Below are 26,182 nucleotides of genomic sequence, written 5' to 3'. Positions count from 1 at the left end.
CTCTCCCCGCTTGCGGGGAGAGGGTTGGGGTGAGGGGAAGTCTCCGCGGGGGAGGTGAGAGATGGACTCGCGGAGAGTTCCTCGCACCCCGATCACGGCGTCGCAGGTGCGGATCACGCCTTGCTCAGGCCCGCGGCCTTCATCGCCTGGCCCATCTGAGCGTCGCCCTTGTCCATGAAGCCCGCGAAATGGGCCGCATCGCCCCACACGGTGCCGAAGCCGCGATTGCTCATGAAGTCCTTGAACTCGGCGGAGTCGTAGACCTTCTTCAGCGCCGCCGTGAGCTTGGTTGCGATCTCCGGCGGCAGATTTTTCGGCCCGGCAATGCCGCGCCAGGCGCCGGTTGCGTAGTCGATGCCCATGGCCTCCTTCAGCGTCGGCACGTCCTTGAACACCGGATTGCGCGCGGGCGCCATGATGGCAAGGCTCCTGGCCTTGCCGGCCTCGATGATGGCGCGCGCTTCCGGCACCGAGCAGGTGGTGAGATCGACACCGCCGGCCGCGAGATCCTGCATTGCGGGTGCCGCGCCGTTCGACGGCACCCAGGCGACCTGGTTGGCGGGCAGGCCCATCGCCTGCATCCAGCCGACCAGCGCCAGATGCCAGATGCCGCCCTGGCCGGTGCCGGAAGCCTTGAACTTCCCCGGAGGCGCCGCCTTGATCGCGTCGGCGAGCTCCTTGACCGTCTTGTAGGGCGAGGAGGAGGAGACCTGGATGCCGGGCGGATCCTCGTTCATCAGCGCCAGCGGCGTGTAGCTCTTCGGCGTCAGGTCGGTGAGACCCTGCCAGTGCATCATTGAGATTTCGACGGTCAGCATGCCGATGGTGTAGCCGTCGGGCTGCGCGGTCGCGATCGCGCTATGGCCGACCACGCCGGAGCCGCCGGTGCGGTTGACCACGTTGAAGGGCTGGCCGAGGTCCTTCTCCAGCAGCGCTGCGACGATGCGCGCAGTGGCATCGGTGCCGCCGCCGGCGCCCCAGGGCACGATCACGGTGACGGGCCGCGCCGGATAGGCTTGTGCGAGCGCGGGCTTGAAGCCGAAAGCGGCGGAGGCCGCGATAGCGGCGGTGGAAGCCGCAAAGCTGCGGCGCGAAATCTTGGACATTTAATGCCTCCCAGCGGCGCCCGTGATGTCGGGCGCTCTTGTCAACTCCGGCATTCTAGTCGGCTTTACGTCGCCGCCGCAAGGTAGCGCTACCAACTGGAATCGCCATGTTGTGTGAAAGCAGACGGCCCGTCGAATGGGCGGTCGGAAATCGGGTGGGTTTTGTCCGCGCGCCTAGCCAACCTGTGCGCGCAACGAAACCAAAGGCAAGCCACCGATGACCCAAGCCTATTACAGCGCCGTGCTGGACCACCCGCTCGACGACGTCTGGTCCCTGATCCGCGATTTCAACAACTACCCCGCCTATATCGACGGCGTGAGCGAGAGCGAGATCGAAGACAACAGGCGCGGCGATGAAGTCGGCGCCGTCAGGCGCTTCTGCTATCTCGGAAACTGGATCCGCCAGCGCCTGGTCGATCACTCGGACCTGCAGCACAGCCTGACCTATGCCGGTCTCGAAGCGATACCCTATCCGCAAGACGACGCTAGCCCGAGTCCGGCGCCGACGCGCTACCAAGGCACCATGCATCTGCGTCCGATCATCGAGGGCAACCGAACCTTCATCGAATGGTCGGTTGCGCTCGAAACTGAACCTGCGGACGCCGAGCGCTGGAAAGCGCTGTTTGCCTCCTGGATTCCCGATTGGACGGATTCCCTCGCGCGGACATTGGCCCGGACCCGTTTGCGATCCCGTTAGCCTCAGCTCACGGCTCGTCCGCGTCGCCCTTGGGCCGCGCGCCGCCGAAGATGCGGGCGCCCTCCGATGTGAGGTGAGGTTTCAGCGTCTCCCACGGCACGAAAGCGACATACTCGCCCTCAGCGTAGGGGCCGACGGCATAGGGCGGATAGTGGAAGTTGAGGCCGGAACTCCTGCCGGCCTCGGTGGAGGGCGCGAGCGTCACCGCGCCGATCTTGAGGAGGCGCGGCTCCACGGACTTGAACCACTCGTCGGTCGCGGTCTCTCCGGCGCCGCGCTTCTTCTTCTCGTCCGTCAGCGAAGCGATGATGGCCTTCACCATCGCCTTCATGGTGGGGCCGCCATCGGCGGTCTCGGTGAAGAATGGACGGATCGAGATGCGCTTGTTGGCGGCCTTGTCCCACAGGATCGTGTTCACGTCCGAATTAGGATGGGCGCCGCGTGTGTTCATGTAGTCGTTGCGCAGGACGCTGACATAGCGGTCGGTAGCCACGGAGCGGATTTCATATTTGCGCTCGAACTCCCAGCCGCCCTCCTTGAAGAACTGCGGGTCCGCTTTGCGCGCGGCAGCGGCTTCCGCGGCATTCTTGTCGAGCCACTTCTTGCCCTCCGCGAGGCAGTCCGCCGCCAGCGCCGCATCCGCCTTGATCCTGTCGCCGAGGAAGACGCGCGCTTCGATGCTCTTGGTCTTGACGATCGCATCGGGTTTGGGATCGGCGGCGTGGGCGGAAAACGCACATGTTGCGCTCAGCGCCAGGGCGACGCTCAAACCGGCGATGAACTTCAAGGTTAGTGCTCCTGCGTGAGCGTCAGAATATTTCGACAATATCGACTGCGATCCGCTCCGCAAAGCGGGGAGAGATGGAGCGGCGAACAGTTGCCTGTGCTTGCAAGCCAGTCGCATCCTCGATGATGTGCTCGACATCGATCAAGTTGAGCAGGGAAAACGAGGTGTCCGGCTCGATCTCGACGAGCACGTCGATATCGCTATCAGGCCGATAATCGTTGCCGGCTCGCGAGCCGAAGATGGCAAGCTTTGCTACGCCCTTGCCTCGGATGGCATCCGCGTTCTTGCGTATCGCAGCGACGATTTCGTCACGCGTCATGGACACACCTGGCCGTCACACGGCCAGTCTATCATCTACTCCGCCGCCTCGCTATGCCCCAGCCGGGCGTTCAGCTTGCGGATCAGCTCCTCGGCGGCGTCCGCGATCACCGTGCCGGGCGGGAAGATCGCCTCGGCGCCGGCGGCATAGAGCGCATCGTAATCCTGCGGCGGCACCACGCCGCCGACGATGATCATGATGTCGTCGCGGCCCTGCTTCTTCAGTGCGGCTTTCAGCTCCGGCACTGCTGTGAGGTGGGCGGCGGCCAGCGAGGAGACACCGAGAATGTGCACGTCGTTCTCGACCGCCTGCCGCGCGGCTTCGTCGGCGGTGGCAAACAGCGGCCCGATGTCGACGTCGAAGCCGATATCGGCGAACGCCGAGGCGATCACCTTCTGGCCGCGGTCATGGCCGTCCTGGCCGATCTTGGCGACCAGGATGCGCGGGCGGCGGCCCTCGGCCTCCTCGAAGGCGTCGATCAGCGCCTGAACCTTTTCGACCTGGGTGCCCATGCTGGACGCCTCCCGCTTATAGACGCCGGTGATGGATTTGATCTCGGCGCGATGTCGGCCGAACACTTTCTCCATTGCGTCAGAAATTTCGCCAACGGTCGCCTTGGCGCGGGCCGCATCGATCGCGAGCGCCAGCAGATTGCCGTTGCCTTCGCCGGCCGAGCGCGTCAGCGCGGCGAGGGCGGCATCGACCTCCTGCTGGTTGCGCTCGGCTTTCAGTCGCTTGAGCTTGTCGATCTGAAGCCGGCGCACATTGGTGTTGTCGACCTTCAGGATCTCGATTTTGTCCTCGTCGGTCGGCTTGTACTTGTTGACGCCGATCACCGCCTGCTTGCCGGCGTCGATCCGCGCCTGCGTTTTGGCTGAGGCCTCCTCGATGCGCAGCTTTGGCACGCCGGCCTCGATCGCCTTCGCCATGCCGCCGAGTTCCTCGACCTCCTGGATGTGGCCCCAGGCTTTGGCGGCGAGGTCGCGCGTGAGCCGCTCGACATAATACGAGCCGCCCCAGGGATCGATGATGCGGGTGGTGCCGCTCTCCTGCTGCAGGAACAGCTGGGTGTTGCGGGCGATGCGCGCCGAGAAATCGGTCGGCAGCGCCAAGGCCTCGTCGAGCGCGTTGGTGTGGAGCGATTGGGTGTGGCCTTGGGTGGCCGCCATCGCCTCCACCGTAGTACGCATCACGTTGTTGAAGACGTCCTGCGCGGTCAGCGACCAGCCCGAGGTCTGGCTGTGCGTGCGCAGCGACAGTGAGCGCGGGTCTTTCGGGTTGAACGGCTTGAGCAGCTTGGCCCAAAGCAGGCGCGCCGCGCGCAGCTTGGCAACCTCCATGAAGAAGTTCATGCCGATCGCCCAGAAGAACGACAGCCGCGGCGCGAAGCGGTCGACGTCGAGCCCTGCGGCAAGGCCGGCGCGCAAATATTCGACGCCGTCAGCCAGCGTATAGGCGAGCTCGAGATCCTGCGTCGCACCGGCCTCCTGCATGTGATAGCCGGAGATCGAGATCGAATTGTACTTCGGCATCTTTTGAGAGGTGTAGGCGAAGATGTCCGAGATGATCCGCATCGAGGGCGCCGGCGGATAGATGTAGGTGTTGCGCACCATGAACTCTTTCAGAATGTCGTTCTGAATGGTGCCCGACAGCTTCTCCGGCGGCACGCCCTGTTCCTCGGCGGCGGCGACATAGAGCGCGAGGATCGGCAGCACCGCGCCGTTCATGGTCATGGACACGCTCATCTGGTCGAGCGGAATCCCTGCAAACAGCGTGCGCATGTCGTAGATGGAATCGATGGCAACGCCGGCCATGCCGACATCGCCGCCGACGCGCGGATGATCCGAGTCATAGCCGCGATGGGTGGCAAGATCGAACGCGACCGAGAGGCCCTTTTGCCCCGCCGCGAGATTGCGGCGATAGAACGCGTTGGAATCCTCCGCCGTGGAGAAGCCGGCATATTGCCTGACCGTCCAGGGCTGGTTGACATACATGGTCGGGTAGGGGCCGCGCAGATACGGCGCGATGCCCGGATAGGTCTCGAGGAAATCGAGCCCGGTCAGATCAGCCTCGCCATAAGCGGGCTTCACCAGGATGCCCTCCGGTGTCAGCCACGGCTCGGCGCTGCCAGTGGGCGCGGCGGTTGCGGTCCGCTCGAAGGCGACGTCGGCGAAATTCGGAATGCGGCTCATGGCTTCAACCATTTCATAAGCGCTCAATCATGATCCGGATGCTGATGGCTGACGATGGTCGCCATCTTCTCCGGTCCGTAGTTCTGTTGCGTGGTCTGGCTCGGCAGGTTGGCGATGCCGACCACCCAGCCGAGGCGGGATTCGATGCCGAACTGCCGCGTCGGCACGACCCGGTCAGGGCGATCGAAGGTACCGGTCATGATCTCGATGCGATCGCCGTCGATGCGGCCGAAGCTCAGCGGCGTGCCGCAGGCGGCGCAATAGCCGCGATCGGCGATCGAGGAGGAGCGGAAGAACGACGGCTTGCCCTTGGTCCAGGCGAAATCGGTCTTGTTGATGTCGGCCAAAGAGGCGAACGGCGCGCCGCTCGCCTTCTGGCACATCCGGCAGTGGCAGATCGAAATCCTGGTCGGCGCCGTCATGACCGCAAATCGCACGGCGCCGCATTGGCAGCCGCCGGTGAGAACGGGTTTGCTGGTGTCAGTCATCGCTGTTCCATCCGTCGGTAGGCGTCCTGCAGTGCCGCAAGCGCATCGCCTCCGGCGAAGACAAAGCCCGTGACGCCGGCGGCTCGCAGCGCCGCCTCGGCCTCGGCCGGCCGGCCCGCTAGGTAGATATGTCGCCCGCCGGCCAATTGCAGGGCCTTTGCCGCGGCTTCGGCGTGTTCCGCATAGACCTTGTCGCTGGAACACAGACAGGCCAGCTCGGCGCCGGAGGCCTTGAAGGCCGCAGCCAGCTTGGCCGGATCGGCAAAGCCCTCGCTGCCTGTGGCCTCAATGCCGCCCGCCTCGAAGAAGCTCTTCGCGAACGTCGCGCGCGCGGTGAAATCGGCGGGCGTGCCGAGATTGGCCAGGAACACCTTTGGCCGTGCGCCCCGAGCCTTCAAACTCGCGTCGGATTTGTCGCGCAGAGCCTCGAACGGTTCCGCGAGACGGATCGGAGGCAGCGCCTCGAACTTGTAGGTCTCTCCGCCGTAGGGCGGAAGCGCGATCGGCGCTGCCTTCAGGACAGTGGCTTCGCTCTCGTGCAGGTTCGGAAACTCGCTGGCGCCGGTCAGTATGTCCCGGCGCTTCGCGATATTGGCCTCGCGCGCCTTTCGCGTGGCCGCGACCTTGCTTTGGAACACACCCTGCTGAAGCGCCGCGAACGCGCCACCGGCGCTCTCGCTCTCCTGGAACAGGGCCCACGCGGCATCGCACAGCTGCGCCGTCAGCGTCTCGATGCCGCCAGCCCCCGCCGCGGGATCGCTGACCTTGGCGAGGTTGCATTCTTCCAGCAGCAGAAGCTGCGTGTTGCGCGCCACGCGCCGCGCGAACGGATCGGGCAGGCCGAGCGCCAGCGTATGCGGCAGCACGTTGATGGCGTTGGCACCGGCCAGTCCCGCGGCGAACGCCGCCATCGTCGCGCGCAGCATGTTCACGTAGGGATCGCGTTGCGTCAGCATGCGCCAGGCGGTATCGGCCGCGATGAACAGCGGTTTCGGCGTCAGTCCGCAAGCGGTCTCGATGCGCGCCCATAGCAGCCGCAGGGCGCGGAACTTGGCCATGGTCAGGAATTGGTCGGCATCGGCGGCGAGCCGCGCATAGACCATGTCCTGCGCGGCTTCCAGCGGAATGCCCGCGCCTTCGATCGCGCGCAGGTAAGCGACGCCGCAGGCGAGCACGAAAGCGAGCTCCTGCACCTCCGAGCCGCCGGCATCATGGACCACGCGGCCGTCGGCGGAGGCGAACGGCCCCTTGAAGCCGAGCCCGGCGAGGCCCTTGATGGCGCCCGTAATCGCGGGAGCAATTTCGTCCCAGGTATAGGGGCTGTGGCCCCACACCGCGCCCGCCGCGAGCGGATCGAGCCCGAAGCGGATGTTGCAGGTGCCGGGATCGAGGCCGTTGCTCTTCACATATTCCGCGACATGGATCGCGGCCATCCGCGATTGCGGTCCGATCTCGAGCTCGATGCCGATGCCGGCGTCGAGGTGAATGTCTTTCAGGATCTTTGCCACCGCCTCGGCCGACGGTTCCAGGCCGAAACCGCGCGCGCCATTGGCGCCGGCGAACACCAGCGCGAGCCCGGTCGCACCGTTCTCCAGATCCTGCAGTGCCTGCGCATTCGCGAGCGCCGCATCGGGATGGTCGATCCGCTGCACGACCTGCCACGGTGCGGCCGGCGGCCGGCCCATCACCGGCGCAACGCCCTTCGCGCGCGGATAGAGCGGTTCGATCTTGATGCCGTCATAGGTCTTGCCGACCAGCTTCTCGAACGGCGCGCCCTTCAGCACGCCGTCGACCAGCTTGCGCCAGTCCTCAGGCGTGGCCTTGGGAAAATCCGCCGCCAGCGGCAGGTCGTCAGTCACGGAGGTCATGCGGCGCGGGGCTCCCGAAACGTCTTGTTATTCGCAGGCGAAATTGCCACGGCGGACCGTTCCTGCAAACGGTTGTTTTTGGTTAACCGGTATCCGGAAGCCGCTCAATGCCTTGCGTCGAGACGCCGGCGAGCCCGTCACGCACACGAATGCCCGAGATCACGCGGTCAGGTGCGATTTCGGCCAGCGGCACCAGCACGAAGGCGCGTTCGAACAGGCGCGGATGCGGCAGCGTCAGGTCGGGCTTCCGCAAGGAGACATCGTCATAGGCGATCATATCGAGATCGAGCGTGCGCGGACCCCAGCGCCGCGCCTTGGTTCGCGCGCGGCCGAACTTCTGCTCGACTTTCTGCAGCACGAACAATAGCGCATGCGGATCGAGGCTGGTCTCGATCTCGATGCAGGCATTGATGAAGGGATCCTGGTCCTCGTCGCCCCAGGGCGGGGTCGTATAGTCGGACGAGCGCGCGATCAGCGCCGCCTGTGCCATGCCGCAGATATGAGCGATCGCCTTCTTGAACGTCGCGCGGACATCGCCGACATTGCCGCCGAGTGCGATCAGCACGCTCGCCATGCTAGGGATGCCGCGAGCGCGTCAGCACGATGCCGACATCGTCGAAGATCGCGGCGATCGGCGCATGCGGCTTGTGCACGGTGACCTTCACGGCGCGGATGCGCGGAAAGTGCGACAGGATGGCATCGGCCACCGCGCCGGCCGCGCGCTCCAGGAGTTTGTAATTGGTGTTCTTGAACGCCGCCGTCGTCGTCGCCACGACATCGGCGTAGGACACCGTGTCCGCGAGCCGGTCGCTGCGCGCAGGCTCGGACAGGTCGGTATAGAGCTCGAGATCGATGACGAAACGCTGGCCGACCTCGGTTTCGTGATCCATCACGCCGTGGCGGGCATGGATCGACAGGCCGGTGACGAAGATCGTGTCGGTCATTGCTTGCTCTCGATGGCCTGCGCCACCCGCAGGGCCTGCAGGGTTTCGGCGACGTCGTGGGTCCGGATGATCTTGGCGCCGCGCTGCGCGGCGATCAGATGCGCGGCGATCGAGCCGGCGAGCCGCTCCGATGGTTCCGACGGCGACACCGAGGCGATGAAGCGTTTTCGCGAGGCGCCGACCAGGATCGGCAGGCCGAACATGTCGAGCTCGCGCAAGCGCGCCAGCGCGGTCATGCTCTGCTCGGCGGTCTTGCCGAAGCCGATCCCGGGATCGAGCACGATTTTTTCGCGCGCGATACCTGCCTTCGCGGCAATATCGAGCGAGCGCAGGAAGAATGTCTTGATGTCAGCGACGATGTCGATGGCGGGATCGACGCTGTCGCGGTTGTGCATGACGATGACGGGCACGCCCCTCGCGGCGATCAGCGGCGCCATGGCGGTGTCGTTTTGCAGGCCCCAGACGTCGTTGGCGATCCCCGCGCCCTGGTCGAGCGCGAAGGCCACCACCTCCGCCTTCATGCTGTCGATCGAGACGGGCACACCGAGCGCCACGACGTCCGAGAGCACCGGCTTCAGCCGCGCGAGCTCTTCCGCCGCCGTGACTGGCCGGGCGCCCTTGTAGGGCCGGGTGGATTCGGCGCCGATATCGATGATGTCGACGCCGGCGGCGATCATCGCCCGCGCCCGCTCCAGCGCGCGCGCTGGCGCGATGAACTCGCCGCCGTCGGAGAAGGAATCCGGGGTGATGTTGAGCACGCCCATCACCGCAGGAAGCCGCCGGCCCACGAGCGTCCGCAGTGCGCCGATCCCGGCCGAGCCGGCCGGCGGGACGGAAGGGGAGGGCGAGGCATTCATGCGCGTGGCATTGCGCTGTCGGGCAGGGGGAGTCAAGACGGGATTGGGGCCATTCGCGGCCATTCCGATGCGTGCAGACGGCCGAGAGGATGCGATGTTCTTGCTCACCCTCCGTCATTGCGAGCGCAGCGAAGCAATCCAGACTGTCACCGCGGCAAGATTCTGGATTGCTTCGCTGCGCTCGCAATGACGATCTGGGAGCAGTGGTACCCCAACCTCTCCAGCTTGGTCCGCAGCGCTAATACGTAATCTTCGGCGGCAGCTTCTTGGCCTTGGCGATGATGTCGCCGACCGACTTCTCGGAAGGCAGGACGCGGACCAGCTTCTTCTTCTCGTTGGCCTCGCGCATGCTCTGCGCCAACCTTGCCGGATTTCGATAGGCGAGCTCCCGCACCGTCGTGACGCCGGCGGCGCGGACGAGCCCGACCTTGGCCCTGCCCATGCCGGGGATGCGCATGTAGTCGGAGACGTTGGCCCATTCCAGCAATTGCTGCTCGCTGATGCCGGTCTTGGCCGAAAGCGCCTTGCGGCCCTTCACGGTGGACGCCGCCTCGAGCAGCGCGTCGGTGGTGCGGATTCCTTGCGCCTTCAACTTGTTGGCGGCAAAGGCCGGCAGGCCCTCAATCTCGGAAATCGGATATGTCATGATGCTCGATGTGAAAAGCGTCGCTCAGGCGAACTGGCTGAGGCCCGGCGTCCCCGCGATGATCTTGCCCATCTGATCCGCTCCGATTTTGTCTCGCCCGTAGCGGAAAAGTTCACGGGCGACGTTTTGAATCTCGGACATGCCGAGCCCCAGGCTCATCAGGCGGGTGCCGACGGCCATCAAGCCGCCGCCCATCAGCCGCGACAGACCGCCACCGCTCTTGGAGGCTTCGCTCGCAGCTTCCGCTCCGGGGATCTGGTCGATCAGGGCCTGCACACTGTCGGAAGGGCCCTCGTTGCGAAGGAAGGCCAGGATAATGCCGACGGTCTTTTCAGCGACAGCACCATCTATGCTGGCGTTTGTCGCCAGCCGTCCGATCAGCTCGTCCATAAGACCCCGCCCCTCAGCCGGTTTGCATGCCGGAATATTGCTTTCGAGAATGATCTTGAGCCGGTGTGACGTGAAATACAAGCGATGAACGCAGGCGCCGTCGCGAACGCGCGAAAAGTGTTGCCGCCGTGCAAGAGCCTAGAACGAATCGGCGAAAAATTGCCGCTATGCGAACGCCTCGTTGCTACTTTGGGCTGATCGCGTCCGTCCGGTCCGACAATGTCGCATGCGCAGGAGCCGCTGAACCGATTTAATCGGCGCACGAGATGCGTTAAACTACGGATTGGTGCATTCGGGTTTCGCGACGCGAAACTCGGCAGAAAGATCAGAGAGAATAATGACCGCACAGGACAGCAAGCTCGGCGATACCGACGACAAGATCTTCGTCGGCAAGGGAGACGAGCAGGCTTGGCTGACGCTTGCGCTGGCCAATCGCCACGGCCTCGTCACGGGTGCAACCGGAACCGGCAAGACCGTGTCGCTGCAAGTGATGGCGGAAGGATTTGCGCGCGCCGGTGTTCCGGTCTTCGCGGCCGACATCAAGGGCGACCTCTCCGGCATCTCGGAAGTCGGCGAGGCCAAAGACTTCATCCTCAAGCGCGCCGGCGAAATGGGTCTCAAGTTTCAGCCGGACCAGTTCTCGACCGTGTTCTGGGACGTGTTCGGCGAGCAGGGCCACCCGGTGCGCGCGACCGTCACCGAAATGGGGCCGCTATTGCTGGCGCGGATGCTCGACCTGAACGAGGTGCAGGAAGGGGTTCTCAACGTCGCATTCCGCGTCGCGGACGAGAACGGCCTGCCATTGTTGGACATGAAGGATCTGCGATCGCTGTTGGATGCGATCGTGCCCGCCAGCGGCAAGAAGGGACCGGATGCTGAGGAAGATCCGTTAGCCGAGATCCGGAAGGCCGCGCAGAGCTTCGGCAATGTGAGCAAGGCGACGGTTGGAACCATTCAACGCCAGCTGCTGGTGCTGGAAAACCAGGGCGGAACGAAATTCTTCGGTGAGCCTGCACTGGAGCTGAAGGATTTCATGAAGACCGATAGCGACGGTCGCGGCATCGTCAACATCCTGGTTGCCGACAAGCTGATGGAGAGCCCCAGGCTCTACGCTACCTTTCTGTTGTGGTTGCTGTCGGAGTTGTTTGAGGAATTGCCGGAAGCCGGCGACCTGCCGAAGCCAAAACTAGTGTTCTTTTTCGACGAGGCGCATCTGCTGTTCAACGATGCGCCGAAGGCGTTGATGGACAAGATCGAGCAGGTGGTTCGTCTGATCCGTTCCAAGGGCGTCGGCGTCTATTTCGTCACCCAGAATCCGATCGACGTGCCGGACAAGGTGTTGGCCCAATTGGGTGGTCGCGTGCAGCATGCGCTGCGCGCCTTCACGCCGCGCGACCAGAAGGCGGTCGCCGCTGCGGCGCAGACCTTCCGGCCCAACCCGAAACTCGACACCGCCAAGGTGATCACGGAGCTCGGCAAGGGCGAGGCGCTGGTGTCCTTCCTCGAGGGCAACGGCACGCCTTCGATGGTGGAGCGGGTGATGATCCGGCCGCCGACGGCGCGGATCGGGCCGATCACGCCCGAGGAGCGCAAGGCGATCATGAGCAGGAGTCCGGTGAAGGGCAAATACGATACCGCGGTGGATCGTGAGTCCGCCAATGAGATGCTGCAGAAGCGCGTAGCCGGCACGGCTGCGCCTGCCGACGCACAAAATGGTGGAGCCGGCGCAGGCGGCGGAATCCTTGGCCAGATCGGCTCGATCGTGGGCACCATCTTCGGCACCAACGTCAAGCGGGGTCGTCTGTCGACCGGCCAGGTCATTGCCCGCGACGTGACGCGATCGGTCACCAACCAGGTGATCGGCGGGATGGCCGCCAATATCGGCAAGTCGCTCGGCGGCCAGCTCGGCGGCTCGATCGGCCGTACGCTGGTCCGCGGCGCGCTCGGCGGATTGCTACGGCGTTAGGCAGAGCGCCCGGTTTGAGGCAGTCGTCGTATCCGGTGAAGCTCTAGAACGTTGACCGTCGCCTGATATCTGCTCGTCCGAGCTACCACGGCGCACAAATTCAGGTGAAGGGCTCTGCAAGCCTTCGCCGGTCTGCTAGGTCCTGTGTCGTCGCCGCTCAGGACTACATCGTGACCCCGCCCGCCCCGTTGGCCAAGCCTGACGCACCCAGACGCCCGTCGCTGGGTGCGCCGCTGGATCTGCTTTTTCTGCTCTGCTGCGTCCTCCTGATCGCCGACGTGCTCGTCCCCGAGATTTTCGGCCGCGGCAAGACCAAGGACTACTCGCTCTGGTACTGGGCCGGACAGCAGGTCCTGGAGGGTGGGCCGCTGTATCCTGCCACGGCCGTCGAGCATTTCGATTTCATCTATCCACCGCTGCCGGCAATCCTGCTGGCGATCCCGAGCTGGTTCGGCAAGATCCCGCTCTATGTCGTCCTGTCGATCTTGAACGCCGTGGCGTGGTGGTACACCGCGGCGTTCTCCCAGGTCATGACCGGCTCGGACCGCGCGCCGGGTCGTTGGCTCGAGGCGCTGCCGGTCGTCGCCACCGTGACCTTCGTGTTCGACATGTTCGACCTCGGCCAGCCGAACCTCCTCCTTCTGGCGATGATGCTCTACGGCTTCTGGAGCTTGCGGCATCAGCGATCGTGGCTGGCCGGCTTCATGTTCGCGCTCGCCGCCGCCATCAAGGTGTTCCCGATCGCCGTGCTGCCCTATCTGGCCTGGCGGCGCAAATGGGCGGCCCTGGTCAGCGCGATCGTCTTCACCGGCATTCTTCTCTATGTCGTGCCGGCACCGATCCGCGGCTTCGAGCGCAACGCGGCCGAGCTGGCGACCTGGTACCAGGGCATGGTCGGGACCAGCTCGGAAAAGGGCTTTGGCCAGCGTGACGAGCAGAACTGGTCGTGGGTCAACCAGTCCCTCATTGCCGTCACGCATCGGCTGGTCCGGCCGATCAACTACAATCAGGACGATCCCAGCAAGCCGCCGCGCACCATGAATCTGATCGAGGTCGACTACAGGACGGCGAACTGGATCGTGCTCGCGCTGTCGGCGCTGCTCGGGCTCGGCTTCGTTGCGATCATGCCGCGGCAAGCGCGGCGGACGGCGCACTCGGATGCCGAGGAGCTCGGCATCTTGTTCTGCCTCATGACGGTCGCCTCGCCTCTGGCCCGGCAATACTATTTCATGTGGCTGTACTTCCCGGTGACGGTGTTGATGCATCGGGCCGCCTTCGACGAGCGAGCGCATGTGCGCCTGGGAACCTGGCTTGCCCTCAGTGCGGCCGGCATCCTCATGCTGTTGTCGCTGCCGTGGTTTCCGCTCGCCTTCCAGGCTTGGGGCAACAACCTCGCTGCGACCGCCATCCTCGCAGGGTGTCTCGCCTGGCACATCCGGCATCCGCCGCTTGCGGCTAGCCCTAAGGCCGCACCGGCGCTAAAACCCGGACCTCTTGAGACTCAACAATCAGGATAGCAATCATGGCCAACGCGCAGCTCCAATCCGTGCTCGACCACATCGACAAGGATTTCGATAACAGCCTGCAGCGCCTGTTCTCGTTGTTGCGGATCAAGTCGATCTCGGCCGATCCCGCCTTCGCCGATGATTGCAAGGCTGCCGCCGAGCATCTCGCCAGGGACATCGCCAGCCTCGGTGTTGCCACCGAGGTGAGGCCGACCGCGGGTCATCCCGCCGTCGTCGGCAAGACCCGCGCGGGCGGCCGGCCGCACGTGCTGTTCTACGGCCATTACGATGTGCAGCCGGTCGACCCGCTCGATCTCTGGCACCGTCCGCCGTTCGAGCCCGTCGTCACCGATCATGCCGACGGCCGCAAGATCATCGTCGCTCGCGGCGCCGAGGACGACAAAGGGCAGGTGATGACGTTCGTCGAGGCCTGCCGCGCCTGGAAGAAGGTGACGGGCTCGCTGCCGGTCGACGTCACCTTCCTGATCGAGGGCGAGGAGGAGGTCGGCTCGAAGAACTTCGTGCCCTTCATCGAGGCCAACAAGGACGAGTTCAAGGCCGATTACGTGCTGGTGTGCGACACCAGCATGTGGGACCGCAACACGCCGGCGATCACGACCTCGCTGCGCGGCCTGCTCTATGAAGAGCTCAAGATCACCGCCGCCAATCGCGATCTGCATTCCGGCGTGTTCGGCGGCACCGCGATGAACCCGATCCGCCTGCTCACGAAGATCCTGGGTGGCCTGTTCGACGACGACAACCGCATCACCATCCCCGGCTTCTATGACGGCGTGAAGGACACGCCGCCCGATATCCTGGAGCAGTGGAAGAAGCTCGATTTCACGCCCGAGACCTTTCTCAAGCCGGTCGGGCTGTCGCTCCCGGCTGGCGAGAAGGGCAGGCTGCTGGTCGAGCAGGCCTCGACGCGCCCGACCTGCGACGTCAACGGCATCTGGGGCGGCTATATCGGCGAGGGCTCCAAGACCGTGATCCCCTCGCATGCTTCGGCCAAGGTCTCGTTCCGCCTGGTTCAGGGCCAGGACCCGCAAAAGATCCGCAAGGCCTTCCGTGATTACGTGACGGCGCGCATTCCCGGCGACTGCAAGGTCGAGTTCGGCGACCATTCCGCCGCGCCCGCAGTCGCGCTCGACTGGACCATGAAGCCACTCGCCGCCGCCAGCAAGGCGCTCGCGGAGGAATGGGGCAAGGAGACCGTGCTGATGGGCTCGGGCGCCTCGATCCCGATCGTCGCCGACTTCAAGCGCACGCTCGGCCTCGACTCGCTGCTGGTGGGGTTTGGCCTCGACGACGACAACATCCACTCGCCGAACGAGAAATACGACCTGCAGAGCTTCCAGAAGGGCATCCGCTCCTGGGCAAGGATCCTCGCCGCGCTGGCGGAGGTGAAATAGGCACGGTGCGGTAGGGTGGGCAAAGGCGCAACGCGCCGTGCCCACCATCTCTCCGGAAGAAGACGTGGGCACGCTTCGCTTTGCCCACCCTACGAGAGTATTCGCTACGAAGACTCTCTCCCGTCATTGCGAGCGCAGCGAAGCAATCCAGACTATCTCCGCGGAGGGATTCTGGATTGCTTCGCTGCGCTCGCAATGACGGCTCAAACAAAAACGCCGCCCGGAATTGGGCGGCGTTTCATTCCAATACGTGCAGAGGTAGTTCGACGGAAACACTACCTCAATTTCGTGAATATCTCAAGACCGGTAGCCGGGATTGACGCGGTCGAGCTTGCGCAGCAAGGGCGGCCACACGAGGTTGTTTGCGCGCAGCTCGGCGCGGTCGCGGTTGGCGAGCAGCTCGGTGTTCTTCTCGATCGCGATCTCCTCGACCGGATAGACCGGCGTGCCGAGCGCGCGCGTGCGCACCTGCATCGAGCAGGCGCGCTCGAGATGGTACATGCGCTCGAACGCGGAGGCGACCGAGCGGCCGACCGTCAGCGTGCCGTGATTGCGCAGGAGCATGTGGTTGTGGTCGCCGAGATCCTTCTGCAGCCGTGGCCGCTCCTCGTGGTCGAGCGCGATGCCTTCATAGTCGTGATAGGCGAGGTCGTGGGTGACGAGCTGGGCGGTCTGGTTCAGGGGCAAGAGCCCTTCCGCGCTGCTCGACACCGCGGTTCCGTCGAGGGTGTGGAGATGCAGCACGCAGATCGCGTCCTCGCGCACCTCGTGGATCGCCGAATGGATGGTGAAGCCGGCAGGATTGATGCTGTACTCGCTCTCGGAGAGCTGATTGCCGTGCAGGTCGACCTTGACGAGGCTGGAGGCCGTGATTTCCTCGAACATCAGCCCGTAGGGATTGATCAGGAAGTGATGGTCGGGACCGGGCACGCGCGCGGAGATGTGGGTGTCGACCAGATCGTCCCAGCCGTACAGCGCGACCAGGCGATAGCATGCGGCGAGATTGACCCGTTGCTGCCACTCCGCCTCCGTCATGTTGGAGGGGACTTCCCTCAGGCGGGCTTCTGCTGGCGACATGGCTGATCTCTCCGAACCTCGTTGTTGCGGAGGAGGAGCGTAGTCGCGGGAGAGACTTGCGGCAAGGCGCGAGGAGCGTGGCTGTCAAGCGTGGCCCGCATGGAGCGCGTAGCCCGCATGGAGCGAAGCGGAATGCGGGGCAGCTCGCACGATGCCACAGGTCCCGGATTACGCTTCGCTCCATCCGGGCTACGGATACGGAGAAATCCTACGGTGCCGGGATCGACAGCAGGCTGGAAATGCCGCGCCCCCGGATGTCGTAGACGCGGGCGAACACCACGTCGTCGCGCTTGATCTCGACCATGACCGGGGCGGTGAGGCCCTTGCAGTAGAACTCGCCGAGCGTCATGGCGAAATCGGCCGCGTTGGAATCCCAGCCGATGGTGAAGTCGGGCCCGAGCGCCACCTGGGCCGGGCGCTGCGGACCGCACACCGCCACCTTCCATTTGCGGTTGCCGGGCGGCACTTCCTGGCGCTCGACGAGCTGCTCGCGCAATCCGTCGGAGGCCTGCTTCAAGGCGAGGCCCCAATAGTCCAGCATGAAGCGGTCGTCGGCGCCGCGCACGGTGCCGGCAATGTGGTTGAAGTGCGTGTATTGATAGGGGTGCAGCCGGATCATCTCGGCGAGCGACAGCGCAAGGCCGAAGCAGAAGGTGGCGAGCACGACCGGCTGCCAGGTGCGGTGATTGGCCCGCAGGCGCTCCATGGTCCAGGCGAAGGCGACGCCGCCGAGCACCGCCATCGGCGGGATCACGAAGACGAAATGGCGGATGCCGTTGTAGAGCGCCGGGCGCTTCACCATCGCGATCGCGAGCGGCAGGGTAGCAGCCAGCGTCAGCATCAGGAGGATGGTCTTGCGGCGTGCCGGAACCTCGCGCCGCGGCAGCATGGCGAAGGTGCTGACGATCGCACCGCCCATCAGAACCAGCATCACCTCGGGCAGCTGCAGGGCGAACAGCGTCGGCAGATACGACCAGGGCATGTCGGGCACCGACACGATCGCACCGTCGAACATCTCCTTCCATGGCTTCTCGAAGAAATGCGAGAAGTAGGTCAGCGCCGCCAAGGGATTGCCGGGCTCCATGATCGACCACGGCCAGATCAGGCCCATCACGAGGTAGCCGAGCACGAGGCCTGGCAGCAACACATAGACGACATGGGCGAAGCGGCGAACGGATTCGCGCGGACCTTCGGTGCGCAATTCCTCCAGGAACAGCGGCACGAAGCCGACCACGGCGTAGACCAGCGCGAGTCCGCCGAGAACACGGCAGCCGAGCGAAAGGCCGGCCCCCAAGCCGACGATCAGGATCGTGCGCGGCGATGGCTGCGGATATTCCTCGGCGAGCCGGACGAGGCCGAGCATCAGGACGACCATGGCGACCGCGAAGGGTGCATCCTTCGGGTTCATGAACATGTGGCCGTAAAAGGTCGGGCAGAGCGCAAGCAGGAGGAGGGAAGCCAGACCGGCAAGCGGTCCGCCGATGCGGCGGCCGAGCCGCCATGTCACGGCAAGCCCGATTACGCCAACGATGGCGCCGACCAGACGGCGGGTCTCGAACAGCTCGAGCGGAATGACCTTGTGCAGCAGGGCCGCGACCATGTCGAAGCCGCCGCCATACATGTAGAGATTGGCGAAGGAGAGCGCCGCGGTGTCCTTGAAGCCGGAACCGAACATGCGCAGCAGCAGGTCGGCATATTCGGCGTGGGTGTAGTCGTCCCAGCCGAGCCCGTAGTCGCGGAAGGTCAAGCCTGCAATGACGGCGACCGCGGCCAGCACCAGCATGGCGAGATCGTCGCAAGTCCGTTCGATCGAGCGCCGCTGAGGCGTGTCGATCGCCGAAGTCGTGATGGATGTCATGGCTATCGGTGCCCCGGAATCCCCTTTTGGCCCTGCTGGCGCGCGCGGGCCTCAACCCCGGACTCCCTATAGCGCAGTTCCATTACCAAGTAATTGGGCATTATGGCTAAATTCCTGATGCGACGCAGCAATTCCGGTTGGCACCCATTCAGATGACTTTGCGAGCAGCTTTAGCAGTAGCGAGCCCCGGCTGAAGGGAATGTGAATAAGTCCCTGATTTCCTTCCCTTTAGGAACACTGCCCAGAATTGGCCGTTGGCGTGGAACAGCGTATGACGGTATCGTGGCGTAGCGGTTCTCGCGCGTGATGCGCGGCCGGGGGTGAGTTCGATGAATTTGGCATTGCTGATCGTGGGGATTTGCGCCGTGCTGGCGGGTCTCCTCGCGGTGATTTTCGGCATGACGATCAGGGAATTCAGCCTCGGTGGGACTCTCATAGTCTCCGGCACCATTGGCGTCTGCTCCGGAATGTTACTGGTCGGCCTGCATCTGGTGCTGCTCGAGCTCAGGGGCATCGCACGCCGGCTGGCCGGTGCGGTCGCGCCATCGGAGGTTCGGGTCAGGCCCGCGCTGCCGGGCCTCGCTGTGCCTGGCGTAGTCGCGCCCGAGCCGGTGCCCGCTGCGGCGGTGAGAGCCGAGCCGGCGCCGCCGCCACCGCCCGCAAGTCCGCCGCCGTGGCAGAGCGAAGCTGCAGCGCGCGAGCGGCCGCGTGCCGAGGCACCGCAGCAGGAGCCGGAAGCCCCGACACCGCCTCCCGCTCCGGAAGCGTCGCGCCGGCGCAACCTGCTGTTCGCCTCGACCTCGCGCAAGGAGCGCGAGCGCGCGGAGGCAAAATCCACTGAAACTGCCCCGCCGTCTGCGGAGCCCAGCGAGGCCCCGAACCTTTCGCCCCCTGCGAGCTTCGACGTCGCCTGGCCGAAGCCGGACCGTGCGCGCCCGCCGGAGCCGCCGGCCGCCCAACGCCGTCCGCCGCCGCCGCGCTCGCCGTCGACCTTGGCGGAGACCGCTCCTGCGCCAGCGCCCGAGCCGCCGCCGCCCGTGGAGCCCCCGCCGGTGACGGTGCTCAAGTCCGGCGTCGTCGATGGCATGGCCTATTCGCTCTATTCCGATGGCTCCATCGAGGCGCAGATGCCGGAGGGCATGATGCGCTTTGCCTCGATCGACGAGCTCCGTGCCCATCTCGACCAGCGCGGTTAAAGCGACCGCGCGCTCAAGTAGACCGGCGCCTTTCACCAGTAATCAGTGCGTCGCCGTCAGTCATCGTGTTTCAGCCGAATGTATTCTTGACAGGGAATACTTCGGTGTCGTCAATCCTGTAAGCCACAAGCGGACAAGGGAGGGCGCATGTCGGATGCGGGGGCGAAGAATTTCATCGAGCTGACCGCGAGCATCGTGTCGGCCTATCTCAGCAACAATCCGACGCCGGCGGCCGAGATTCCGAACCTGATCAGTCAGGTGCATGGCGCCTTGGTGCGGGTTTCGTCAGGCCGCACCGAGACCGCGCCGCTGGAGCCGGCCAAGCCCGCCGTCTCGCTCAAGAAGTCGATCGCGCCCGATTATCTCGTGTGCCTCGAAGACGGCAAGCGCTTCAAGTCGCTGAAGCGCCATCTGCGCACGCAGTACAACATGACGCCGGAGCAGTACCGCGAGAAGTGGGGCTTGCCGGCCGACTATCCCATGGTCGCCCCGAACTATGCGGTGGCGCGCTCGCAACTGGCCAAGCAGATGGGCCTCGGGCAGCAGCAGCGGAAGCGGAAATAGTAGGAGGATTTCGTAGGGTGGGCAAAGGCGCAAAGCGCCGTGCCCACGCGTTTACGTTGATTGCACACAGAAGGTGGGCACGCTCCGCTTTGCCCACCCTACGAGAGCATCTTAGGTCGCTTCCGCGAGCGCCTCTCTCGCATCGGTCTTGATGCGCTCGACCATCGAGCGCAGGCCATTGGAGCGCTGCGGCGTCAGATGATCGCGAAAGCCGAACTCGTTGAACACGGCGATCGCGTCGGTATCGAGGATCTCCCGCGGCGTGCGGCCCGAATACAGCGCGAGCACGATCGCGACCAGCCCGCGCACGATATGGGCGTCACTGTCGCCGCGATATTTCAGGACCGGCTCGCCATTGCTGCGATCGACCGTCTTCTGCAGCCAGACCTGGCTGACGCAGCCCTGCACCTTGTTCTCGGCCGAGTGTTCCGCCTCCGGCAGCGGTTCCAGAGTGCGGCCGAGCTCGATGACGTACCGGTAGCGGTCGTCCCACTCGTCCAGAAGCTCGAAATTGTCCCTGATGTCGTCAATCGTCGTCATATCGGCCCGCAGTCCCCGCCTACCGCCAATATAGAGACGCGAAGCCCTGAAATCGATAGGGCCTGGACGCTTAATTCGCCGGCCCCGGTCCGCGCCATTCGAGCGCAAGGTCGTCCTGGGTCAGGGTATCGCGCGGCGCCTCGCTCGCTGCAAAATCGCCTTCGCCGGCCAGCGCGATCGAGCCGGTATGGTCGGGCGCCTTCTTGCTGTCGGTCTTGCTGCCGTCGTTCCTGCCGCCGTCGTTCTTGTCGTTGGTGATCTGCTCCTTCTTGTCGTTGATGATCTGATAGAGCTTCTTCGCGCCGTCCTGGGCGCGCTGGCCGATGATGGTCGCGGCCTGGCCGCCGACCTCGCAGGCCGCCGGCTGGCGCTTGCAGAATTGGGTCACGTCGGAAACGGCCGCGGTCGCGGCTTGCACCGCATCGGCGGCGCCGATCTGCGGCAGCTTGTCCGATTCGGGCGTCTTGTCCCGCGGCAGGAGCACCAGCACCAGCCCGAGCCAGAATGTGATGCGGAGCAGAAAGCGCATCTTATCGACCTGTCCGTTAGACTCCGCCCGCGGCGATCTCCCCGCGGATGTCGGACCTAGCGATCCTCGATAAATCGCAAGTGATTGCCTTGAGCTTAATTCGCGGAAAATTGACGCAAGATTCTTCGGGAGCGACGTTCCGGTAAATTTTCGATTGACGCCCGTACCCATGGTTCTGCCGGCCGCCCCCATCCACCAATTCGAAACCATGCGGAGCAGGGTGAAACCCCGCGTTCACCATTCGCAGCGAAGACGTCGCCAAATCGTCTAAAAAGCTCCGCGATAACGCGGTGTCCGGCCACACGCTGTGCCGCCTTAGCACTCGTTTAAGGTCGCTCTGACACGGTGGCTCAACGACAAGGAGGCGTTCCGGCGCGTCTTCCAAGAGACGATTGAGCCGAAGCGCGAGACCCGTGACAGTTTTGAGTATCATCCGCGATTGTCTCGATGCACTGCTGCATCCCTCTGCGCGCTACGATGCGCTGATGCGCGCGCGCCATCGCGCCTTCATGGCACCGCGGCTGCTCGGCAGCCTTGCCGCCTTCGCTGCATTTCCGGTCTATCTCGCCATGCGCGGCGCGCCGAGCGCGATCGAGGTCGCGGCCTTTGCCTGGCTGATCGCGCCGATCATGTTGTCCTGGTTCCTGTCGCGCACCGGCCGTTACGAGGGCGCACACGTGCTGTCGTCGCTGGCGCTCGCCGGCCTGATCATGGCTGTCGCGATCACGACAGGCGGCATCGAATCCTTCGCCGCGGTCTGGCTGATCGTGGTTCCGCTCGAAGCTGCGCTGTCGGCCTCGCGCCGCGTCGCGGCGTTTGCCTCGCTGCTTGCGCTGTCCTGCGCCGGAATGCTGATTCTGGTCAGCCAGCTCGGCTGGCTGCCGGTGGTTGAGCCGAGTGCCGCCGAGCGCGGCGTGCTGATGGCTTTCGGGGTCACGTCTGCCACTCTTTATGCCGCCGGCCTCGCCTTCGGCGCGGAATCGCTCGCGCGCACCAGCGTCGCGCTGTTGTCGCGCGAGGAGGAGCGTTACCGCCTGCTGGCGCGCAACATGAGCGATGTCATCTCGCGGCATCAGCGCAACGGTGCGGTGCAATTCATCTCGCCGGCGGTGGAGGCCATGCTCGGAGCGCAGGTGGCGCAACTACTCGGCCACGGCCTGTTCGACCGTGTCCATGTCGCCGATCGGCCGGCCTATCTCACGGCACTGTCCGACGCGGCGCGCGGCGAGGTGCGCAGCGTCGAGTTCAGGCTGCGGCGCGAGCCCGCCGCCGAGCGCGGCCAGGTCGATTTCATCTGGGTCGAGATGCGCTGCCGTCCGCTCGATCAGGACAGCGCGCGTGACGTCACGTGCGAAGCCGAAGTCGTCGCGGTGATGCGCGACGTCACCGACCGCAAGCTTTTCGAGCAGGCGCTGGACCAGGCGCGCAGCGCCGCCGAGGCGGCCGATGCCGCCAAGACGCGCTTCCTCGCCACCATGAGCCACGAGCTGCGCACGCCGCTCAACGCCATCATCGGCTTCTCCGAGATGATCGCGCAGGAGCAGGCCTTGATGCTGGGTGCTGCGCAGCGCAAGGAATACGCCCAGCTGATCAACGATTCCGGCCAGCACCTGCTGTCGGTCGTCAACGGCATCCTGGACATGTCGAAGATGGAATCGGGCAATTTCGAGATCGCGTCCGAGCCGTTCGCGCCGCGCGCTTCGCTATTGCATTGCTGCAATCTGCTGGCGCTGAAGGCGCGGGAGAACGGCATCGACCTGATCACCGACGCGCCGCAGGACCTGCCCGTCATGACCGGCGATCCCAGGGCCTTCAAGCAGATCGTGCTCAACCTCGTCGCCAACGCCATCAAGTTCACAGAGCGCGGCGGTCAGGTCTGCGTATCGGCCGCGGTGTCCGGCTCGCAGCTGACGCTGCGCATCAGCGACACCGGCGTCGGCATCGCGCCCGACGATCTCAAGCGCATCGGCGCGCCGTTCTTCCAGGCCGGCACGACCTATCAGCGCCGGCACGAGGGCACCGGCCTTGGACTTTCGATCGTGAAGAGTCTCGTGGCGTTGCATCTCGGCGAATTGACGGTACAAAGCAGGTTGGGCGAGGGCACGGCGGTCACCATCAAGCTGCCGCTCGTCTACACGCCGCCGCAAGCCAAGCCGGCCGAGCGCAAGATTGCGACGCTGACGCCTGTGCTGCGCCAGGATCTTCAAGACCAGGATCTTCAAGACCACGCTCACGACCAGTCTCAGGACCAACCCGCTCTGGTGAAGAAAAGTGCCTAAGAAGTCTGCCAAGGACGAAGCCGCTCCGCGCCGCCGTGGTGCCAAAGCTGCGGTTGTCGACGTCGAGACCGAGCGCAACCTCGTGATGCGCGTGCTGCTGCACAGCCCCAAGGACACGCTGGCCGGCCTCGTCGCCGTCGCCGCGATCGCCGCGATCGTTGCCAATGCGCTGTTCCTCCAGACCGGCCGGCATCCCGCGCCGATGTTCGGCACGGTGATCAATCTTCCCGCGCCGTCATCCGTGCCGCTGTCGAATCCCATGCCGCGTCCGCGCCCCGTCGGCGCCGATACCTCGCCGCTCGAGCCGCGCGCGACCGAGTTCCGTGTCGAGCCTAAGCCTGCCGAGCCCAAGCCCGCCGAGCGTGCTGCCGAAAAGCCGGTCGAGGCGACCGCCTCGACGCGCTCGAATGATCCGATGACCAATCTGGTCAAGGCGACCACCTCGACGCCGCCCGCGGCCCTGCGTCCGCCGGCGCCGATCCCGGCGCAAAGCCCGGCCGCACGCCGCATCGCCGGCGTGCAGCGCGCGCTGTCCGAATACGGCTACGGCAATCTGAAAATCACGGGCACCATGAGCGGCGAGACCCAGGCCGCGATCCAGAAGTTCGAGCGCGAGCACAAGATGCAGGTCACCGGCCAGGTCTCGGACCGGCTGCTGCGCGAGCTCGCCGCTGCGATCGGCCGCCCGGTCGAATAGCCGCACGTCGAGTGTCGTTGACGCAGGTCAATTGCCGGCGCCGGCACGATGGACCGGATCCGATACGATTGCGATTTGAGTGGGATCAATGACGGCCGGCGGCCGCAGGAACAAGATGGCTCATCTCATCAAGGAAGAGAGGTCGTCATGTTCAAGGTCTCGATTCTCGTCTGGATCATGCTCGGCACGACGCTGGCGGGCATCAGCCTCATCGTGGTGCTGATGGTCCCGAGTTTTGCCGCCGACGCCATCAGGAACATCCCCTATGCCGTGGCGGTAGGATTTGCACTCGCTATGCCGCTGTCATACTTCATCGCAACGCAGATTCGCGGTGGTCAGGACGGCACGCGCAAGGCGTGAGACGTAAAGCTGGCGTGAGGCCTCGCACTGGCCTATCGTCGAATTCATGCGTTTGAAATCCAATATTTGGGTGGCGGCTTACTTGCGCCGGTGCCAGACCGAGGGCGTGTTCGGCGCCGTGCGGCGTCGCGGTGCCGAGGAGGCGGGCGCGGTGTTCGTCAAGGTGTCGCTGCTCGACGGCCATGCCATGCTGTATGCGCCGGCGCCGCAGACCGTCTATGACGACGGCCGGCCGGTCGACCGCTTTTTCGTCCCTGTCGCGCCGCAGCCTCTGCCGGATCACACGATCGAGGAGCGGCTGACCAAGGAAATCCGCTTCGATCCGGATGCCTGGATCGTCGAGACCGAGGATCGCGCGGGCCGGCATTTTCTGGAATTGGCCAAGGCGTAGCCTCAACCGTCATTGCTCGCAATGACGGGGTTGGAGTTCGTTGCGTGCCTCACCGCTGCCGCTCGCTGAGGCGGCGTAAGCAAATCAGCGATCCGACGGATTAGTCCCCGTCCGCACCGCCGGGCTCGAGCCGGGCTGCACGCCCGGCCACGTCTGGCTCGCGCCGGCGCGTGCGCGCTGGCGCTCCCCGTCATGCAGCGAGGACTGATACTTCGCGCGGGTGACCGCGAGCGTCGAGCCGCGCCAGGCCGCCAGCATCACCAGCGCCGATCGCTCGGCGAGACGGTCATAGAGCCGCGACAGGCGGTACACGGCGTTCACGGACGTTCCGATCTCCGGCTTGAAGAACAAGAGAATGCGCTGGAACACCGGGCTCGGCATGTCGAGCGCGCGTGCGGCAACGGCAAGCGCCTCGCCGCCGGCATCGTCGACGATCTGGGCTGCGACGCGCGAGGGCAGGATCAGGCTGTCGCCGAGCTCGAAGGTGAAGCTTTCGATATCGCCCGCGATCGCCGCCATCTCCAGGATCTGGATCGCGCGCTTGGCGCGCACGGTCGGAATACGGGGGGCGGCTTTCAGCGGGGTCTGCGCCAGATTATGCAGGATCAGCGCGCGCTCGGAGGCGCCGGCGCGGAAGAACATGTCGTGGATCTCGGCCGCCTCTTTCGGCTGCATCGCCAAGTTGGCGGCCATGCATTGCTCGGCCTCGGTCGGCACGCGCGCCGGAGCAGACGCGCGCGGCGGGGCGGGGATCTCCCGGGCCAATGGAACCCTGCGGCCTTCCTGGGTCGCGACCAGGCCGAGCTTCTGCAGGATCGGGACGGGCGTCTGCGGATAGACCGCGAGGCGGGCCTTGACGGCCGCGCGCGTCGCATCGTCGACCTGGTCGATCAGCCGCGTGGCGAGCTCGACGAATTGCCGCTGCTCGTCGTCGCTGTGGGTGCTCGTCTGGACATAGAGGTCGGTCAGCACGCGCAGCAGCGTCGGACGGACATCGACACCTTCGCGACGGGACAGGGTCATCAGCCCGTCGAATCCGGGAAACAGCGACTTGGTCATGGAGGCGTACGCAACTCGGGAAAGATACTTGGGGGCGAGCCTAGCGCAGCTTCGTTTAAAGCCTCGTTAAGGAAAACGAGGCGTGAAGCCGGCCCTGCAATTTGAGGCGTTGTCGTGCCGCAACGGGACGGCGCGGCGCGGTCCGTGCGGCTACGGTTGAAGCGGCCCGTTTACACCCCGTTAACCATGAGCTGATCTTAATGAATGCATGTTGCTGGGGCGCGTTCGGTCGCGCGGCAATTGAAGAGAGCTGACATGGGGACCATCATCGAATTTCCGGCCGGTCGCCGGGTGGGCTCGTCCGGGGATGTCGCTCCGCGCGCGGACATGGGAACGGTTCTGATCCTTCCCGTGATTCGAATCGAGCGCGAGGCGGACGAAACCAGCGGCGATCGCGGACCGGAGCAGGGCACAGCGCCGGGGCGCCGTCGTCGCCGCCGCTGACATCCGGCTTC

At 65.1% G+C, this 26,182-nt stretch carries 27 protein-coding genes; 11 read left to right on the top strand and 16 right to left on the bottom strand.

Annotated elements, in window-relative coordinates; genetic code table 11:
* Nucleotides 1–113: 113 nt before the first annotated feature.
* Nucleotides 114–1,106: a tripartite tricarboxylate transporter substrate binding protein gene (locus tag I6F21_RS12130; RefSeq protein ID WP_225139504.1), complete on the bottom strand. Its 993-nt coding sequence runs from the start codon at nt 1,104–1,106 to the stop codon at nt 114–116.
* A gap of 217 nt (nt 1,107–1,323) precedes the next feature.
* Between I6F21_RS12130 and I6F21_RS12125 the strand changes: the two genes are divergently transcribed.
* The gene (locus I6F21_RS12125) at nt 1,324–1,803 is read left to right on the top strand and encodes an SRPBCC family protein (protein WP_128262638.1); all 480 of its coding nucleotides are present in this window, start codon (nt 1,324–1,326) and stop codon (nt 1,801–1,803) included.
* A gap of 7 nt (nt 1,804–1,810) precedes the next feature.
* On the opposite strand, the gene I6F21_RS12120 is transcribed toward I6F21_RS12125, so the two are convergent.
* The 10 genes from I6F21_RS12120 to I6F21_RS12075 all read right to left on the bottom strand — a co-directional run bounded on the left by I6F21_RS12120 (nt 1,811) and on the right by I6F21_RS12075 (nt 10,294).
* Entirely contained in the window at nt 1,811–2,590 is a 780-nt protein-coding gene (locus I6F21_RS12120) for a DUF3298 and DUF4163 domain-containing protein (protein ID WP_225139503.1), read from the bottom strand.
* Between the two features lie 22 nt (nt 2,591–2,612).
* Nucleotides 2,613–2,909: a nucleotidyltransferase domain-containing protein gene (locus tag I6F21_RS12115; RefSeq protein WP_225139502.1), complete on the bottom strand. Its 297-nt coding sequence runs from the start codon at nt 2,907–2,909 to the stop codon at nt 2,613–2,615.
* A 35-nt stretch (nt 2,910–2,944) separates the two neighbouring features.
* Entirely contained in the window at nt 2,945–5,101 is a 2,157-nt protein-coding gene (gene scpA, locus I6F21_RS12110) for a methylmalonyl-CoA mutase (RefSeq protein ID WP_109145873.1), read from the bottom strand.
* 23 nt (nt 5,102–5,124) lie between these two features.
* Nucleotides 5,125–5,589, bottom strand: coding sequence for a GFA family protein (locus tag I6F21_RS12105; protein ID WP_057027174.1), 465 nt, complete (start codon nt 5,587–5,589; stop codon nt 5,125–5,127).
* Complete coding sequence (locus tag I6F21_RS12100) at nt 5,586–7,457, bottom strand: methylmalonyl-CoA mutase family protein (RefSeq protein WP_225183151.1); 1,872 nt, start codon at nt 7,455–7,457, stop codon at nt 5,586–5,588. Before I6F21_RS12100 ends, I6F21_RS12105 begins: the two co-directional genes overlap by 4 nt.
* An 82-nt stretch (nt 7,458–7,539) precedes the next feature.
* Nucleotides 7,540–8,031 carry a 2-amino-4-hydroxy-6-hydroxymethyldihydropteridine diphosphokinase gene (gene folK / locus I6F21_RS12095; RefSeq protein ID WP_036042932.1) on the bottom strand — a complete coding sequence of 164 codons (492 nt, stop codon included), beginning with the start codon at nt 8,029–8,031 and terminating at the stop codon, nt 7,540–7,542.
* Between the two features lies 1 nt (nt 8,032).
* On the bottom strand, nt 8,033–8,401 hold the full coding sequence (gene folB / locus I6F21_RS12090; protein ID WP_036005989.1) for a dihydroneopterin aldolase: 369 nt from the start codon (nt 8,399–8,401) through the stop codon (nt 8,033–8,035).
* A complete protein-coding gene (folP, locus tag I6F21_RS12085; protein WP_225127230.1) occupies nt 8,398–9,258 on the bottom strand; it encodes a dihydropteroate synthase in 861 nt (286 codons plus the stop codon). Before folP ends, folB begins: the two co-directional genes overlap by 4 nt.
* Before the next feature lie 238 nt (nt 9,259–9,496).
* The gene (locus I6F21_RS12080; RefSeq protein ID WP_036005985.1) at nt 9,497–9,904 is read right to left on the bottom strand and encodes a DUF4332 domain-containing protein; all 408 of its coding nucleotides are present in this window, start codon (nt 9,902–9,904) and stop codon (nt 9,497–9,499) included.
* A gap of 24 nt (nt 9,905–9,928) precedes the next feature.
* A complete protein-coding gene (locus I6F21_RS12075; RefSeq protein WP_225139500.1) occupies nt 9,929–10,294 on the bottom strand; it encodes a DUF2267 domain-containing protein in 366 nt (121 codons plus the stop codon).
* 337 nt (nt 10,295–10,631) lie between these two features.
* Between I6F21_RS12075 and I6F21_RS12070 the strand changes: the two genes are divergently transcribed.
* The 3 genes from I6F21_RS12070 (at nt 10,632) to I6F21_RS12060 (ending at nt 15,177) form a co-directional block, all read left to right on the top strand.
* Nucleotides 10,632–12,260 (top strand): helicase HerA-like domain-containing protein, encoded by a 1,629-nt coding sequence (locus I6F21_RS12070; protein ID WP_057027177.1) that lies wholly within the window; start codon nt 10,632–10,634, stop codon nt 12,258–12,260.
* Nucleotides 12,261–12,430: 170 nt separating this feature from the next.
* Nucleotides 12,431–13,777 (top strand): glycosyltransferase family 87 protein, encoded by a 1,347-nt coding sequence (locus I6F21_RS12065; RefSeq protein ID WP_036042936.1) that lies wholly within the window; start codon nt 12,431–12,433, stop codon nt 13,775–13,777.
* A gap of 5 nt (nt 13,778–13,782) precedes the next feature.
* Complete coding sequence (locus tag I6F21_RS12060) at nt 13,783–15,177, top strand: M20/M25/M40 family metallo-hydrolase (protein ID WP_225139498.1); 1,395 nt, start codon at nt 13,783–13,785, stop codon at nt 15,175–15,177.
* 297 nt (nt 15,178–15,474) lie between these two features.
* Here the strand turns inward: I6F21_RS12060 and I6F21_RS12055 are convergent, their stop codons facing one another.
* Complete coding sequence (locus tag I6F21_RS12055; protein ID WP_036005973.1) at nt 15,475–16,254, bottom strand: class II aldolase/adducin family protein; 780 nt, start codon at nt 16,252–16,254, stop codon at nt 15,475–15,477.
* Between the two features lie 208 nt (nt 16,255–16,462).
* Entirely contained in the window at nt 16,463–18,112 is a 1,650-nt protein-coding gene (locus I6F21_RS12050) for a glycosyltransferase family 39 protein (protein WP_074447486.1), read from the bottom strand.
* Nucleotides 18,113–18,441: 329 nt separating this feature from the next.
* Here I6F21_RS12050 and I6F21_RS12045 point away from each other — a divergent pair, with 329 nt between their 5' ends.
* A complete protein-coding gene (locus I6F21_RS12045) occupies nt 18,442–19,308 on the top strand; it encodes a hypothetical protein (RefSeq protein ID WP_074447485.1) in 867 nt (288 codons plus the stop codon).
* Between the two features lie 147 nt (nt 19,309–19,455).
* The gene (locus I6F21_RS12040) at nt 19,456–19,872 is read left to right on the top strand and encodes a MucR family transcriptional regulator (protein WP_036005917.1); all 417 of its coding nucleotides are present in this window, start codon (nt 19,456–19,458) and stop codon (nt 19,870–19,872) included.
* Nucleotides 19,873–19,983: 111 nt separating this feature from the next.
* Here the strand turns inward: I6F21_RS12040 and I6F21_RS12035 are convergent, their stop codons facing one another.
* Together I6F21_RS12035 and I6F21_RS12030 are read right to left on the bottom strand one after the other, a co-directional pair.
* A complete protein-coding gene (locus I6F21_RS12035) occupies nt 19,984–20,412 on the bottom strand; it encodes a SufE family protein (RefSeq protein ID WP_225139497.1) in 429 nt (142 codons plus the stop codon).
* 70 nt (nt 20,413–20,482) lie between these two features.
* Entirely contained in the window at nt 20,483–20,941 is a 459-nt protein-coding gene (locus I6F21_RS12030; protein WP_036023185.1) for a DUF5330 domain-containing protein, read from the bottom strand.
* Between the two features lie 413 nt (nt 20,942–21,354).
* Between I6F21_RS12030 and I6F21_RS12025 the strand changes: the two genes are divergently transcribed.
* From I6F21_RS12025 to I6F21_RS12010, 4 genes are all read left to right on the top strand, one after another.
* Complete coding sequence (locus I6F21_RS12025) at nt 21,355–23,220, top strand: ATP-binding protein (protein ID WP_225139496.1); 1,866 nt, start codon at nt 21,355–21,357, stop codon at nt 23,218–23,220.
* Nucleotides 23,213–23,917: a peptidoglycan-binding domain-containing protein gene (locus I6F21_RS12020; protein WP_036005910.1), complete on the top strand. Its 705-nt coding sequence runs from the start codon at nt 23,213–23,215 to the stop codon at nt 23,915–23,917. The genes I6F21_RS12025 and I6F21_RS12020 overlap by 8 nt, the downstream gene beginning before the upstream one ends.
* 147 nt (nt 23,918–24,064) lie before the next feature.
* Nucleotides 24,065–24,277 carry a hypothetical protein gene (locus I6F21_RS12015; RefSeq protein ID WP_024339804.1) on the top strand — a complete coding sequence of 71 codons (213 nt, stop codon included), beginning with the start codon at nt 24,065–24,067 and terminating at the stop codon, nt 24,275–24,277.
* 46 nt (nt 24,278–24,323) lie between these two features.
* Nucleotides 24,324–24,668, top strand: coding sequence for a DUF1491 family protein (locus I6F21_RS12010; RefSeq protein WP_036005907.1), 345 nt, complete (start codon nt 24,324–24,326; stop codon nt 24,666–24,668).
* Between the two features lie 84 nt (nt 24,669–24,752).
* On the opposite strand, the gene I6F21_RS12005 is transcribed toward I6F21_RS12010, so the two are convergent.
* Nucleotides 24,753–25,727: a DUF2336 domain-containing protein gene (locus I6F21_RS12005; RefSeq protein ID WP_225139495.1), complete on the bottom strand. Its 975-nt coding sequence runs from the start codon at nt 25,725–25,727 to the stop codon at nt 24,753–24,755.
* 255 nt (nt 25,728–25,982) lie between these two features.
* On the opposite strand from I6F21_RS12005, the gene I6F21_RS12000 reads away from it, so the two are divergent.
* Complete coding sequence (locus tag I6F21_RS12000) at nt 25,983–26,171, top strand: hypothetical protein (RefSeq protein WP_036005903.1); 189 nt, start codon at nt 25,983–25,985, stop codon at nt 26,169–26,171.
* Nucleotides 26,172–26,182 lie beyond the last annotated feature (11 nt).

Source organism: Bradyrhizobium sp. NBAIM03 (assembly GCF_020194055.1).
GTDB classification, from domain to species: domain Bacteria; phylum Pseudomonadota; class Alphaproteobacteria; order Rhizobiales; family Xanthobacteraceae; genus Bradyrhizobium; species Bradyrhizobium yuanmingense.
This window is presented reverse-complemented; position numbering and strand designations above follow the sequence as displayed.

Excerpts from the sequence above, each read along its gene's own strand:
- I6F21_RS12070 (WP_057027177.1), top strand. The coding sequence starts at position 10,632 with ATGACCGCACAGGACAGCAAGCTCGGCGATACCGACGACAAGATCTTC.
- I6F21_RS12100 (WP_225183151.1), bottom strand. The coding sequence starts at position 7,457 with ATGACCTCCGTGACTGACGACCTGCCGCTGGCGGCGGATTTTCCCAAG.
- scpA (WP_109145873.1), bottom strand. The coding sequence starts at position 5,101 with ATGAGCCGCATTCCGAATTTCGCCGACGTCGCCTTCGAGCGGACCGCA.
- I6F21_RS12105 (WP_057027174.1), bottom strand. The coding sequence starts at position 5,589 with ATGACTGACACCAGCAAACCCGTTCTCACCGGCGGCTGCCAATGCGGC.
- I6F21_RS12125 (WP_128262638.1), top strand. The coding sequence starts at position 1,324 with ATGACCCAAGCCTATTACAGCGCCGTGCTGGACCACCCGCTCGACGAC.
- I6F21_RS12130 (WP_225139504.1), bottom strand. The coding sequence starts at position 1,106 with ATGTCCAAGATTTCGCGCCGCAGCTTTGCGGCTTCCACCGCCGCTATC.
- I6F21_RS12055 (WP_036005973.1), bottom strand. The coding sequence starts at position 16,254 with ATGTCGCCAGCAGAAGCCCGCCTGAGGGAAGTCCCCTCCAACATGACG.
- I6F21_RS12010 (WP_036005907.1), top strand. The coding sequence starts at position 24,324 with ATGCGTTTGAAATCCAATATTTGGGTGGCGGCTTACTTGCGCCGGTGC.
- I6F21_RS12075 (WP_225139500.1), bottom strand. The coding sequence starts at position 10,294 with ATGGACGAGCTGATCGGACGGCTGGCGACAAACGCCAGCATAGATGGT.
- I6F21_RS12000 (WP_036005903.1), top strand. The coding sequence starts at position 25,983 with ATGGGGACCATCATCGAATTTCCGGCCGGTCGCCGGGTGGGCTCGTCC.
- I6F21_RS12045 (WP_074447485.1), top strand. The coding sequence starts at position 18,442 with ATGAATTTGGCATTGCTGATCGTGGGGATTTGCGCCGTGCTGGCGGGT.
- folK (WP_036042932.1), bottom strand. The coding sequence starts at position 8,031 with ATGGCGAGCGTGCTGATCGCACTCGGCGGCAATGTCGGCGATGTCCGC.
- I6F21_RS12035 (WP_225139497.1), bottom strand. The coding sequence starts at position 20,412 with ATGACGACGATTGACGACATCAGGGACAATTTCGAGCTTCTGGACGAG.
- I6F21_RS12005 (WP_225139495.1), bottom strand. The coding sequence starts at position 25,727 with ATGACCAAGTCGCTGTTTCCCGGATTCGACGGGCTGATGACCCTGTCC.
- I6F21_RS12015 (WP_024339804.1), top strand. The coding sequence starts at position 24,065 with ATGTTCAAGGTCTCGATTCTCGTCTGGATCATGCTCGGCACGACGCTG.
- I6F21_RS12060 (WP_225139498.1), top strand. The coding sequence starts at position 13,783 with ATGGCCAACGCGCAGCTCCAATCCGTGCTCGACCACATCGACAAGGAT.
- I6F21_RS12030 (WP_036023185.1), bottom strand. The coding sequence starts at position 20,941 with ATGCGCTTTCTGCTCCGCATCACATTCTGGCTCGGGCTGGTGCTGGTG.
- I6F21_RS12080 (WP_036005985.1), bottom strand. The coding sequence starts at position 9,904 with ATGACATATCCGATTTCCGAGATTGAGGGCCTGCCGGCCTTTGCCGCC.
- I6F21_RS12050 (WP_074447486.1), bottom strand. The coding sequence starts at position 18,112 with ATGACATCCATCACGACTTCGGCGATCGACACGCCTCAGCGGCGCTCG.
- I6F21_RS12115 (WP_225139502.1), bottom strand. The coding sequence starts at position 2,909 with ATGACGCGTGACGAAATCGTCGCTGCGATACGCAAGAACGCGGATGCC.
- folP (WP_225127230.1), bottom strand. The coding sequence starts at position 9,258 with ATGAATGCCTCGCCCTCCCCTTCCGTCCCGCCGGCCGGCTCGGCCGGG.
- folB (WP_036005989.1), bottom strand. The coding sequence starts at position 8,401 with ATGACCGACACGATCTTCGTCACCGGCCTGTCGATCCATGCCCGCCAC.
- I6F21_RS12040 (WP_036005917.1), top strand. The coding sequence starts at position 19,456 with ATGTCGGATGCGGGGGCGAAGAATTTCATCGAGCTGACCGCGAGCATC.